Origin of the sequence: Flavobacterium artemisiae (assembly GCF_042678225.1) — a bacterium.
GTDB classification, from domain to species: Bacteria; Bacteroidota; Bacteroidia; order Flavobacteriales; family Flavobacteriaceae; genus Flavobacterium; species Flavobacterium artemisiae.
Genome location: NZ_JBHUDZ010000018.1, coordinates 403,294 through 415,435, shown reverse-complemented (window position 1 = coordinate 415,435; position 12,142 = coordinate 403,294). Strand labels below are relative to the sequence as shown.

At 38.0% G+C, this 12,142-nt stretch carries 11 protein-coding genes and 1 pseudogene; 6 read left to right on the top strand and 6 right to left on the bottom strand.

The annotated features are described in order from the left end of the window. Window positions 1-1,060: 1,060 nt before the first annotated feature. A pseudogene (chrA, locus tag ACFSC2_RS21655) lies at window positions 1,061-2,191 on the bottom strand (chromate efflux transporter). A 421-nt stretch (window positions 2,192-2,612) separates the two neighbouring features. On the opposite strand from chrA, the gene ACFSC2_RS21650 reads away from it, so the two are divergent. From ACFSC2_RS21650 to ACFSC2_RS21625, 6 genes are all read left to right on the top strand, one after another. Beyond that, a complete protein-coding gene (locus tag ACFSC2_RS21650) occupies window positions 2,613-3,083 on the top strand; it encodes a response regulator (RefSeq protein ID WP_379813179.1) in 471 nt (156 codons plus the stop codon). 482 nt (window positions 3,084-3,565) lie between these two features. Next, window positions 3,566-3,811 (top strand): hypothetical protein, encoded by a 246-nt coding sequence (locus ACFSC2_RS21645; RefSeq protein ID WP_379813178.1) that lies wholly within the window; start codon window positions 3,566-3,568, stop codon window positions 3,809-3,811. 352 nt (window positions 3,812-4,163) lie between these two features. Continuing rightward, a complete protein-coding gene (locus tag ACFSC2_RS21640; RefSeq protein WP_379813177.1) occupies window positions 4,164-4,637 on the top strand; it encodes a response regulator in 474 nt (157 codons plus the stop codon). 199 nt (window positions 4,638-4,836) lie between these two features. Beyond that, window positions 4,837-4,983 carry a hypothetical protein gene (locus ACFSC2_RS21635; RefSeq protein ID WP_379813176.1) on the top strand — a complete coding sequence of 49 codons (147 nt, stop codon included), beginning with the start codon at window positions 4,837-4,839 and terminating at the stop codon, window positions 4,981-4,983. Between the two features lie 321 nt (window positions 4,984-5,304). Continuing rightward, window positions 5,305-5,442, top strand: coding sequence for a hypothetical protein (locus ACFSC2_RS21630; RefSeq protein ID WP_198999512.1), 138 nt, complete (start codon window positions 5,305-5,307; stop codon window positions 5,440-5,442). A 331-nt stretch (window positions 5,443-5,773) separates the two neighbouring features. Next, window positions 5,774-7,342 (top strand): recombinase family protein, encoded by a 1,569-nt coding sequence (locus tag ACFSC2_RS21625; protein WP_379813175.1) that lies wholly within the window; start codon window positions 5,774-5,776, stop codon window positions 7,340-7,342. Between the two features lie 244 nt (window positions 7,343-7,586). Here the strand turns inward: ACFSC2_RS21625 and ACFSC2_RS21620 are convergent, their stop codons facing one another. From ACFSC2_RS21620 to ACFSC2_RS21600, 5 genes are read right to left on the bottom strand one after another with little or no spacing between them, the layout of a single operon-like run. Next, the gene (locus ACFSC2_RS21620) at window positions 7,587-8,069 is read right to left on the bottom strand and encodes a CinA family protein (protein ID WP_379813174.1); all 483 of its coding nucleotides are present in this window, start codon (window positions 8,067-8,069) and stop codon (window positions 7,587-7,589) included. Between the two features lie 53 nt (window positions 8,070-8,122). After that, a complete protein-coding gene (locus ACFSC2_RS21615) occupies window positions 8,123-8,569 on the bottom strand; it encodes an adenylyltransferase/cytidyltransferase family protein (RefSeq protein WP_379813173.1) in 447 nt (148 codons plus the stop codon). A gap of 11 nt (window positions 8,570-8,580) precedes the next feature. Continuing rightward, on the bottom strand, window positions 8,581-9,729 hold the full coding sequence (locus tag ACFSC2_RS21610; protein ID WP_379813172.1) for a hypothetical protein: 1,149 nt from the start codon (window positions 9,727-9,729) through the stop codon (window positions 8,581-8,583). Further along, window positions 9,729-10,868: a UDP-galactopyranose mutase gene (gene glf, locus ACFSC2_RS21605; protein ID WP_379813171.1), complete on the bottom strand. Its 1,140-nt coding sequence runs from the start codon at window positions 10,866-10,868 to the stop codon at window positions 9,729-9,731. Before glf ends, ACFSC2_RS21610 begins: the two co-directional genes overlap by 1 nt. Beyond that, window positions 10,865-12,010, bottom strand: coding sequence for a glycosyltransferase (locus ACFSC2_RS21600; RefSeq protein ID WP_379813170.1), 1,146 nt, complete (start codon window positions 12,008-12,010; stop codon window positions 10,865-10,867). Before ACFSC2_RS21600 ends, glf begins: the two co-directional genes overlap by 4 nt. Between the last annotated feature and the right edge of the window lie 132 nt (window positions 12,011-12,142).

The window sequence follows — 12,142 nt, the reverse complement described above, 5'->3', positions numbered from 1 at the left end:
TTTTTTTTTTTTTTTTTTTTTTTTTTCAGTTTTAATACGATAAGCTGTTATTGATGTTGTAATCTAAAAACTGTTAAATGCGTATCGCTCAAATATCTGAATATTCCTATTTTTCAATTTTCATAATTAAGCGTTAAAATTTATATAATTCCCATATCCGATAAAGTCGATATCTGGTTTTAAGACATTGGAGATATTGCATTTCCTTAATTTATTATTTATTCGTTATTGATTATAAGCTGTTTACCTAGCAGATTTCAAAAGTGCCTAATCACTGTGCTTAAAGATTCTTAACATATTAACATTCTAGGCAGATATAATTTATTTGCTGTATTTTCTTGTAAAAATTAAAAAGATGCTGTAACAAAGTTTTAGTAAATAATTATTTACATTAATATTTTTTTATATTAAACCGTTAACATAATAGTCCACTATGATATTTATCTTTATAGTTGCAAAAAATGTCCGGAATAAATAATTTAGAATTTATTTTATAATATTGAGCCTGTTAATTTTAATATAGATACTTTAACTGCTAGATGAAAAATAAAATTGGCTATATTTGTCTGATAGCATTTTAAAAATACTTTATGCAAAGCCTAAAAAATAAAATATTCGGGAGCGTTCTCCTTTCGCTCAGCGTGCTGATGCTTAGCAGCTGCAGTGCGCATGTCCATACATCCTCAGGCAAGGTTCCTCCGGGACAGGCCAAAAAAATGACGGGCGGTAAAAGCGCCAAAGCCTATGCTCCGGGACAGCAGAAAAAGAAGTAGATGCAGCCTGTTTACAGCAAGTCCAAGGCTTCATCTTGAGGCCGTAATTCCAACCACCAGCTTTATATGATACCCACATCAAGAAAACTATGGACTGCATTAAAGTCTGCAGACTGGGGATTTTTTTATTCGCCGCCTGAATGAAGATTTTCTTTTGACTGCATTTGCAAATTGATGGCTGTATCCTTTAAAAGAAATATTTAGCGGTGCAGGGCTGAATTTTTGAAATAGGTATTCTAACTAAGGCTTTACGACGCATGAGCTGTTTTTTTATTTGATTGTCTGCATTACAGAGCGGCCAAAAGATAACCAAGGATGGCGCCTCCCGTAACCACCAGAGCACTATTTAATTTTTTAAGCGAAAAAACAGCAGTGCAGCTTACGGCGGCGATTGCCATTGTCCTCCAGTCAATAATGGCGTCTTCTTCCATGGCCAGGCATACGGCGGCAATAAGTGCTGTAGAAGCCGCATTAGCAGCATCCATAAACACGGCCAGTCCTTTTGAAGTGCGCAGTTTTTTCATCAGCTGATGAAGCAGGACAACGAAAATAAAAGACGGGAGAAAAATTGCCGCAGTTGATACCGCCGCTCCAGAAAGGCCGTTTATCTGATAGCCGATAAAAGTGACCGATGAAAATACCGGTCCGGGCGTGAACTGGCCCACTGCAATGGCATCAATGAGCTGCTGTCTTGTGAGCAGCCCCTTTGCAACGAGTTCTGTGTCTACAAAGGCAAAAAGCACATAGCCGCTCCCGTAAAGAACAGCGCCTATTTTTAGAAAGGCCAAAAAGAGTTTGGAATTTACTGCCTGCCAGAAGACATTTTCAGGGACAGCCACCCAGGCAAACGGCGCAAAGCTTTGCATACTGCCTTTTCCCATTTTTTGAATATGAAAGACAGCCAATGCGAGAAGACCTGATCCAAAGAGCAGATAAATTTCATTGACTCCTGCTGCTGATGCAGCTAAAACAGTTATCGCGGTCAAACCTAAAAATACAGATTTTACAGACTTTAAGGCCAGGGGATAAACTGCCCCGATAATAATGGCTATGACTGCTGGTTTAATCCCGTAAATGAAAGGCTGTACCTCGGGCAGCTGTCCGTAAGTGCGGTTTAAACAGGCAAAAATACCGGTAATGAAAACAGAAGGCGTGATAAAAGATAATCCAGCGGTAAGAAGCCCTTTCCAGCCTGCTTTGATATAACCTATATGGATTGCCATTTAGGTGCTGCTGGGGCCGGGGATAAGGCTGGTTGCTCCAAGCAGATCCAGAAAATGCTGCTCGGTCATCCATCTGCGTTTTACAACCGCCTGCTCATGCATCATCGCAATATGTGCCGCAGGACCGCCAAAGCCGATTGTGCCCAGCTTTATGAATACCTGAAAAATTTCCTTTAGATCTGCTTTCTGCTCCATCTGCTTATCGTGATGCAATTTGGCGGGGTGTGATGTCCTGAAAATGCAAAAATAATCTATTTGCCGGAGGGATTGATGGACAGGCCGTTTAATTTAACATTTTCACAATGCATCAACGTTTCGGCGGCCTGGCATAAACAGATATGCCTGCGGTCTTTTTTGGACGATAGTTTTTGATATTGCTTTAAAGGTGATTAAAAAATAGAATTCTGGAGTTCCGCCGTCTGACAATTGGCAGCGCCGCATTTGGCCAAGCTGTGTAAATTTCGGCTCTGCTGTTCTATTTTCTGTTTAATTTTTTTTGATAATACTTAAACAATTTGTAATTTTATGTCCCAATGCAATCTGAATCAAATTGTTGGCTAATGCAATGTTGGCGGGATTTGATTTTGAATTATAAAATTGTTTAAATGATTTATCAATGCGCCGGAATGTTATTAAAAGCATATATCTTGTTGATGATGATGAGGATGACAGGATGATCTTCGGGGAGGTGCTGTCGGAGGTCTGCCCGTCAATCGACCTGCGGATGCTTCAAAGCGGACAAGAGCTCTCAGAGCTGCTCTGCATGGATCTTGAGCCGTTGCCGGATATTATTTTTTTGAATGTCAATATGCCTATGAAGAATGGATTCGACTGTCTTCGCGAAATCCGAAGCAGACAGGACGATCTGAAATTTCTCAGGATCTTAATGTTCTCCACTTCAAAAAATCCCGAGACAATAACTGCCTCGATGAGGCTTGGCGCAGATTTTTATGCAGTAAAACCGGCATCTTTATCTGATTTCAGAATGCTGATCATCAAAGTGCTTGAAATAGACTGGACACTGCCGGCTGCCGATAAGGTCTTTACACTTAACCGGCCTGGTGTCTCCAGCGCCCGTCCGCAATGACATCAGTCCGCCTTTAGATTAAGCATTTTTTTATCGGTTTTATGCTCTATCTGATTATGATAGAAGACCGCGGTCATATATAATTGCTGGAAAGCTTCCCGTATTAAACATTCATCGTCTGGCATATGCAGGCAAGTGAAAACAAAAGGTCCTGCATGGAGCAGGACCGTCTAATTCAAATCTTCCAAATTTGATTCTTTGTGTGGGGCAAAGGCGGCAAAGATAACAAATTTATTGTGCGGCCGCTTGAGCATAACGGCAAAATGCGGCGAATGCGTCCGTAAAAATATCCTGCGGATCTTTTCTAAATGGACGCGCTTCATTAAATGATATTAAATCGGAATAAATTTCATTTAAATAAGCACTAAAACAGGACCTGATTAGCAGCGGCAAAGAAATTTAACAGGATGCCCGGCATCCGGCAATAAAAATAGTTATAAATTTGGGACACCGGACTTTGTAATATATTAAACAGATCTTCGATGGAAAAAGCGATACAATTAAAGGTGAGAAAAGATCTGGACCCGCGCCAGCAGCTGACTGTCATCAAACTCAAAGGCAGCCTTATATCCAAAGGCTACACGGAGATCATCCACATACTTGACCAGGACGAGGAATTCCACATCAATACTTTTGAAACCGGGGCTGAAAAGAAAAATGAGGCCCAGCAGTATATCGCCGCGTTTATAAATGCGGAGAATCTTCAAGATGCCGTGTCACTGCAATAGCTGTTTAAAGGCCTGCTTTATGGAATGTTTGAAATGAAGAGGAAAGGGTAATTCATGCCGAATCTGATTTGAGCCGCATCCAATGGCAGAAAATTTACATAAAGGCTTGCATTGACTCGGGTTATGCTTGCCCGCCCATTTCTCGGTGAAATGCTAAAAGTTTCGATGAACTGCAGTGATTTAACTCCTTTGTAGTACTTTTTCTAAAAATTAGCCGTATATTTGCTGCTCACCACCGCCCAAGCGGATATAAATCAATCGTTTATCTATTTCAAGTCTTGTATTAATTTTTAGTATAACGCTCTGCAGATCCATAGACTCTTGTCTTGGACTGCCCTAAAATTTGAAAGCGATGCCGCAAAAACAGAATTCCACCCCACTTATCTACCACGCAGACGACGATGAGGACGACCGCCTGCTGTTCACCGATGCCGTGGATGAGCTCGACCTGCTGGTTGATGTGCAGCAGGCAGCCGACGGGCAGGCGCTGCTGGATGCACTTTACCGAAGCTCGGGACAGCTCCCTGAAATCATATTTCTGGATATCAATATGCCTAAAAAATCCGGTTTCGAATGCCTTGAGGAACTCAGAAAGGCAGCAGGTCCTTTAAAGGCCGTCAGGGTGGTGATGCTCTCCACCAGCGGCAGTCCTGAGAACATTGCGCGCGCCTTTGAGCTCGGCGCGGACCTCTATGCGGTGAAGCCCAGCACTTTTGCGGGGCTCAAGGAGCTGCTCTCTGCGATATTGGGGGAAGGGCGGGAGCCCGTTCAGGAGTTTAAAAGCAGCGGCAATAAAGTCTATTCGAGCCTGACCTGGGTTTTGTGATTTTGGGTGCTGATAATTGCCTGCAAAATCTGAATGCCCGCCATCTTCAGCTGGATTGATCTGATTTTTTAGTCTGTTGTTGTCTTTAGGTTTATAGTATTTACTGGGAGAAATAAACCATTTTTTGGCAGCAGTTGAACAGCAATTAATGCAGAAATAGCAACCGTTTTTGTTTGGGAGTGATTCCTAAAAACCAATTATGATGGCAATTACATTTATTGATAATTCAAATGAAAATGGCGCCCATTGTCTTCAATTGGCGCCATTTGGCAGTGTGGTGACCCCAACGGGACAAATTTCAACATTTTTTTTGAATGATTTGAAGAAATTGGCTTATTATATGTAGTTATCTGTCTTTCATTGGCTTTATAAATTTGGTTTAGATGTCCTGTTGGGGATTGATGTAAAAATTATAAAAACTAAAATGGTTTATAGGAATAAACTAGTATACAATTCTACAACTATCATCGAGGATTTGAAAAGAATGTTTTAAGTTAAGACGGGATTGTCTTTCTTTGGCTCTATGAATTAATTGTTGTTCCATTGGAGTTAAAAATTGGTTTATTTCTTTCTCGAATTATGGTTTTCCGTAATAAGGAATGAAAGTTAGTAAGAATATTTGTGATGAGTACAAACAAATTTATTTAATAATCTAAAACAGTTTGCTATGGAAATTCAAGCCATTAAGCCGGGACCGAAACCTAAAAAAGAGGACGGTACTCCCGATAGAAGACCGCGTGTTAATCCACCAAATAAGGAAAAGCATCCGGAGCTTAAGCCACATAAGCATAAGCCAGGGGCTTAAAAGGGGTGACTTTAGCCCTCTAAACCGACTAAACGGTTTAGAGGGTTGTATTTAAGACAAAATCGGAGGTATAAGTACCGACCCTCTGCCAGAATGTTTCCTGTATTGTACAAAGCAATGCTACCTAGTATATTTAGCAGTTTTTCAAGAATTACACATTAAAATATAAGGTTATTTTAATGCTGGCTGGTAGATTTTTATTGTTCAAATACAATTTATTGATAAACTTGTAAGTAGTTATGCGGTTTGTATTTAGCACGTTGCGTATCTAATAATTTGCTAAATTTTACGTTTTAAGTAATAATGATTTCCCCGTAAAATCTACCTGCTTATGCCTGTAGTGTATCTGTACATACGAGTAAGTACCGATGAGCAGGCTGTAAAAGGATATTCCCAGCGCAGCCAGTTAGAACGGCTTGTGCATTACTGTAAATATAACAGTCTCGTTATTACTGAAACAATTCTTGAGGATTGTTCGGCTAAAACATTTAACCGTCCAGCTTGGAATAAATTAATTACTAAGATCAAATATCTTAAAAGTTCTCCTGCGACTATTCTTTTTACATGCTGGGACAGATTTAGCCGTAATATCACAGATGCTTACATAATATTTGAGAAACTTCAAAAATTAGGAGTATCGCTCCAAGCCATTGATCAGCCGATTGATTTTTCTATACCCGAAAGCAAAATCATACTTGCCGTATATCTGGCGACATCTGAAGTTGAAAATGATAAAAAAAGCCGGAACGTAAGTCTAGGTCTTCAGAAAGCGAGGCTGGAAGGCCGCTGGATTAATAAGGCTCCTTTAGGATATAGGAATAAAATAACAGCAGATGGGAAAAAGTATATTGCTGCTTATGCCCCTGAAGCTTTTATAATTAGGGAAGTATTTGAAGAAATAATTAAGGCAAAAAGAGTTACGCTGTCAGAAATATATAAAGAGGCTATGGCTAAAGGCTTAAAATGCAGTAGAAGTGCCTTTTACATGTTAGTTAGAAATCCTATTTATTGCGGTCAGATTAAAATTCCTGAAATTGGAAATGAAAAAAGCAGGATTATTGACGGACTGCATACAGGAATTGTATCTCTGGAGCTTTTTGAACGAGTCCAAAAAGTATTAGGAAATATAAAGAACTCAAGACTGGTTAAAAAGAAAAGAGTTCTTAATGAAAACTATTTATTAAGAGGAATTCTTCTGTGTCCTGATTGTGGGAAAACACTAACAGGAAGTTCTTCACAGGGAAGGAGCAGGAAATACTATTACTATCATTGTACCGGAAAATGTAAATATAGAATCAGAGCTGACTATATTAATGCAGGTTTCCAGCTGTTTCTTAAAGATATCAAGATTGATGTCTTTTTCTCTAAAAGAGCCAATGATTTATTGAAAAAGATTGATAAGGGAAGACAGCTCGACTATCAAATTAAAAAGAGTGAGATTGGAAAAGCAATGGACAGATCAATTGACAGAAGCTTAAATGCACATAGGCTTTTTTCAGAAGGAAAAATTGATTATGACGATTATTTTCTGATAAAAGAAAACTGTAAAGCATATTTGAAAAAATATGCTTCGGAATTACGTGAGCTGGTTTTGAATGCAGGGGCAGGTATTTATGGAAAGAATGCAGGAGATAGTATATTCCATCGCTTAGCAGAGGTTTATGAGCTGTCAGATGTATTAATGAAACAAAGAATTGCGAGGCTGTTTTTTCCTGAAAAAGTAATTGCTGACGCAAATATTCTCAATATGCTTCCAGAATTTATAAAGGAAATATTCGGTGGAGAATTAGTTAAAGATAGCGTAATGAAAGAGCAGGATTTTAATAATGACGAGATGATAAATAATTTTCTAAATGAGATCGCATTATTAGCCTTTGAACAGCATTTAAAAACATTTTAAGGGAATGTAATCTTAAACAGGATAAACATCTTTAGAGTTGCCTTAATTTTTGGTGGTAGGAAAGCTATCAGTCCAAAGCGACTGAGCATAATTCTGCCAAGTAAAATTTCAGTTTTTTATAACTATTGAAACTTCCACGCTGGTTTAAATTCCTTTAAAAATCTGTTATAAGTCTTTAATTACTTTTAAGGAAAAAAAATAGGAAAAAAATAATCTGCATTATATAAAGTCTAAATTGGCTTTACTACAAGCTCGCAATACTTTCAATAACAAGTTTAGCAGCTTCATCAATGGCCTGAATGATTATCTGCTCCGAATCTCCTTTAAATACTTTACGCTCATTTATATTTTCAGTTGGCGTTACAATACTAAAAAAAAATGTGCCTACGGGTTTTTCAGGAGTTTCACTGCCCCCGGATGTGGTAAGTCCGGTAACAGCTACGGTAACTTTTGCATGAAATAATTTAGCCATCTGTTCGGCTAGTTTTCGGGTTACTTCTGCTGATTCGGGAGTATATTTCTGAATTAATGTGTGCGGTACGTTCAGAATTTGTTCTTTTACAAAAACTTCATAGCAGGCTATTCCGCCACGCAAAATTTTTCCTGATTCTTTTGTCATCGAAAATTCTGCGCTCATTCTTCCCGCAGTGGCACTTTCGGCAAAGGCAATATTCCATCCCTTTGCTGCTAAAACTTTACTGCATTTTGTGACAAATTCTGAAGGCATAGGAGTAGTTTTTAAATGTTAATGAAATAAACTTTATAATAGTTAAATAAGGGTTAACCATGTACAATCTTTAAACTTTCGCATTGATATACTTCTTTGCGAAGTCCGCTGCTTGAAAAACGGTGATTTCGTTTATTGTATACCAGTTCTATATTCATTTTTTCGCAATAATCCCTTCCAGTAAAAACAACCTCTTTATATTCATCTCCCAGAATCCGTACATCTATTGGCAAAGCCTGAAGAATGTCTTCTAGATCCTGTTCTGTTGTGTAGGGAATAATTTCATCTACAAATTTGCACGCTTTAAGCTGAATATATCTTTCTACAACAGATTGTGTAGGTTTGTTTTTCTTTGGTCGGTCTATTGTAGGGTCTGTCTGCAAACCTACAATCAGGTAATCACAATGCAGTTTTGCTTCTTCAAGCATTCTTACATGTCCGGCGTGAAGCAGGTCAAAAGCACTAAATGTAATTCCGGTTTTTGTCTTAGTTAGTTCCATTGTAATGAATTTTAGTTTTTAAAAAAGTTAAGTACAAAGTCCAAGATCTTGTTTGTATTTATAAACTGTGTCTGGGCTCTTTCTACAGCATTTATATAGGGAATATTTGGAAGTCTGTTTCCATCAATATCAAGATCCCAAATCCCGCAATTGCTGAAGCTTGACAGATCATCCCAATCAGGTCTGTCGGTAACTGGATAAATACAAATGCCGTTTAAATCAACTCCTCTTTGTTTGGCAATAAGACATTCAGCAGTAATTTCTTCAATCCATTCTACTCGTCCAGAACCAAAATGTCCCGTTTCGGAAATAAAAATCGGCTTTTCATATCTTTTGTAAGCCATCTGCAGCAGATCTGCCAGAGGTGTTCTTCGTTTCAATGTTTCGGGCCAGTCCAGCGGAGCATGATCTATGTTCCATTGACAATTCCAATAATAATTAAAACCTAAAATATCTAAAAATTCTTCAGAACCACCCAGTTCCGGGCACATTCTGCCGGCGATAATATCCATTGCCTGAAACTGGTGCTCATTTACCTGGTGAAGGTGCTCTGCATTTTCCTGAAGATTCCCATGAATTTTTATTAAGGGTTCAACCAAAATAATCACACAGTCCGGATCCGCCTCTTTTAAAGCCTTAATTCCTGCAATTGCAGCTTTGCACAGATGATATTTAATATCCCATCCGCTGTTTACTGCAAATGGCACTGTACCCCTGACATCACCGGAATGCCATGACAGAAAACTTATCTCATTTATGGGCACGACATACAATTCTTGCGAAGAATTTTCAGTATAAAACACAGCAAAAGCATGACATAAAGCAGCGAAACGTTCGCAAAAATTGGGATGTGTGGGATAAATTCCATCGGGATAGCCAAAATGAATCAAGTCCCATATCTGCTGAACACCAAATTCTTCAGCCGCCTGCATGCGGTTATATACTTCTGAAAAATCAAAAAAACCAGGCGCGGTCTCCACGTCGCTCCAGCAGATTCCCTCTCTTACTGTTTTAATACCAATTGAAGAAAGCATTTCATAATCTTCAGCAACTCTTATATCATGCTGTGTTTCTTTCAAAAGATTAACACGATGCCCCGATCTGTTTATATGATCAGCACACTCGTATCCGCCCATAAAAAAAGTATTGAATATTTTCATCAGCCTGCTGTCTTATAAGTGATTTTGTCCTTTTTCTCCAGGGTATCAAAAAGGTCAAGGGCATTTTTAAATGCCTGATCCATATTGAAATATTTATAGTTCGCCAGTCTGCCTACAAAATGCACATCCAGAAGCTTTTCGGCTTCATCCTTGTATTTTTTGTAAATTTCTGCATTTCTCGGATTCGGAACAGGATAATAAGGTTCGCCTTCATCCACTGTATATTCTCTTACGACCGTTGTTTTTTCTGATTTCTGATTGCCAAAATGTTTGTATTCAATAATTCGGGTAAATTCTACCTCAGTTCCAGGGTAGTTGACAACTGAATTCTCCTGAAAAAATTCAGTATTAATAGTTTCACTCACAAAATTGATAGAACGATACTCCAATTTTTCCGTCAGGCTATGTTTGAAATCAAAAAAACGATCCACCGGACCTGTGTAGAATAATTTTTCATATCCTGTATACTGTTCTTTTACATCAAAGTAATCCGTATCGAGTAAAATTTCGATATTGGGGTGCTTTACAATATTTTCAAATAATTGTGTATAACCGCCTTGTGGCAATGCCTGATAGGTATCCGAAAAATAACGGTCGTCATAATTATAACGAACCGGAATACGATCTAAAACAGATGCATCTAATTCAGCAGGATATTTATCCCATTGTTTTTTGGTGTAATGCTTGAACATTTTTTCATACAATACAGAACCAACACGGTTTAAAACTGCTTCTTCACCGTTTGCAGGTTTTTCTATTGGCGTACGGTTTTCTTCAAGCCAGCTGATCATTTGCTGCTCCGAATTAATATCTGTACCAAATAGTCTGTTAACCGTTGTAATATTTACTGGAATGGGAACCGTTTTATCATCGACTCTGGCAATTACCTTATGTTCCCAGGGATACCAATCCGAAAACTGATTTACATAATTCCAAACACTTTCTTCATTGGTATGAAACAGATGTGCTCCATATTTTGAAACCAGAATATTGTTTTCATCAATATAATCGTAACAGTTTCCTGCAATATGATTTCGTTTTTCGATGATCAGGACTTTTTTTCCTATCGAAGCATATCTTTCTGCTAATACCGATCCGGAAATTCCAGCACCGATTATTAAAATATCTACTTGTTTCATTTTGAAAATTCTTTAATTATTTCCTGCATTCTTGCAGCGGTACTATTCCAAGATGTATTTTTTAGTATCTCGGTATATTTCAACGGAATCAATGCGCTTGCTCTCTTATCGAAAAGCAGGGTAATGGCATCGCAAAAATCATCAGCGGTTTCGATAAGGCTGACGCAATTGCTGTAATCCCTAACTACATCGGTAATTTTTGTGGAAATAATCGGTTTTCCAGCGGCCATGTATTCCAGAGTTTTTGTCGGACTTATATATTTAGTCGCATCGTTTATTGCAAAGGGCATTATTGCAATGTCAAAACCTTTAATGTAATTCGGGAGTTCATTATAAGATCGCATTCCCAAATAATAAATGTTTTCTTCTTTTGGAAGATCAGCTTGGTCAATTTTTGCCAATGGGCCAATCATCACAAAGGAAACTTTTGGCAGTTTTAAGGCAGTTTCATGCAGTAATTTTAAATCGATGCGCTCGTCGATTACGCCAAAGTAGCCAACGACTGGCGACTGCAGATTTGCAATGTCTGCTGGAATTTCAATTCCGTTTAGTGCCTGTGCAAAATGCGGTTCATCTACAGAACTTGGAAAACAGTAAACATTAGAATGATTTTGCTTTTTTGACTCATATAATGATTTTCCACCGGTAAAAACAATATCAGCATTTGCCATTAAATACTTTTCCTGATGAATCAAATGTTCAGGCGCTCCTTTGAACAATGTTAATTCATCCATACAATCGTATATGATCGTTTCAAATTGAAAGGCTTCTATTAAAGGACTAAATGATGCTGAGTAAAACCATCCGGTTGAAACGTTTTTATTTTTAATGTACTGAGGTAAAACGCTCGCGATGGCTTCAATACTATGAACACGAGGCTGCAAAATATGCAAGTTGTCATTGATAATAATAAGATTGGCTGTGTTTTCCTGATGAACATCAAAAGCAATTGGTTCTTCTATTAAAAGTACTTTCATGTTTTTAGACATTCTACTGATTAAATGCTGCGGACGCTGGTAAACAAACTGCCATCTTAAATGGCAAAAAACAACCATATCGTAATTTTGAGGCGGTTCATTACTGTTTGTAGAAAAATTAGATTCTGTAACTTTATTTTTTGGGGTTTGTAAGTTTGTTTGCATGGCGATAATTATTTTAAATGTGATTACTATTTGTTAAATGATCTTGATTTTGTAAAATTTAACTGAGCCAAATGTAGCTTCCCAGATCATGCGTTTATTATAGAATTATTTAACTTTGTTACACAATTAAAT

Excerpts from the sequence above, each read along its gene's own strand:
- ACFSC2_RS21650 (WP_379813179.1), top strand. The coding sequence starts at position 2,613 with ATGCGCCGGAATGTTATTAAAAGCATATATCTTGTTGATGATGATGAG.
- ACFSC2_RS21645 (WP_379813178.1), top strand. The coding sequence starts at position 3,566 with ATGGAAAAAGCGATACAATTAAAGGTGAGAAAAGATCTGGACCCGCGC.
- ACFSC2_RS21640 (WP_379813177.1), top strand. The coding sequence starts at position 4,164 with ATGCCGCAAAAACAGAATTCCACCCCACTTATCTACCACGCAGACGAC.
- ACFSC2_RS21635 (WP_379813176.1), top strand. The coding sequence starts at position 4,837 with ATGATGGCAATTACATTTATTGATAATTCAAATGAAAATGGCGCCCAT.
- ACFSC2_RS21630 (WP_198999512.1), top strand. The coding sequence starts at position 5,305 with ATGGAAATTCAAGCCATTAAGCCGGGACCGAAACCTAAAAAAGAGGAC.
- ACFSC2_RS21625 (WP_379813175.1), top strand. The coding sequence starts at position 5,774 with ATGCCTGTAGTGTATCTGTACATACGAGTAAGTACCGATGAGCAGGCT.
- ACFSC2_RS21620 (WP_379813174.1), bottom strand. The coding sequence starts at position 8,069 with ATGCCTTCAGAATTTGTCACAAAATGCAGTAAAGTTTTAGCAGCAAAG.
- ACFSC2_RS21615 (WP_379813173.1), bottom strand. The coding sequence starts at position 8,569 with ATGGAACTAACTAAGACAAAAACCGGAATTACATTTAGTGCTTTTGAC.
- ACFSC2_RS21610 (WP_379813172.1), bottom strand. The coding sequence starts at position 9,729 with ATGAAAATATTCAATACTTTTTTTATGGGCGGATACGAGTGTGCTGAT.
- glf (WP_379813171.1), bottom strand. The coding sequence starts at position 10,868 with ATGAAACAAGTAGATATTTTAATAATCGGTGCTGGAATTTCCGGATCG.
- ACFSC2_RS21600 (WP_379813170.1), bottom strand. The coding sequence starts at position 12,010 with ATGCAAACAAACTTACAAACCCCAAAAAATAAAGTTACAGAATCTAAT.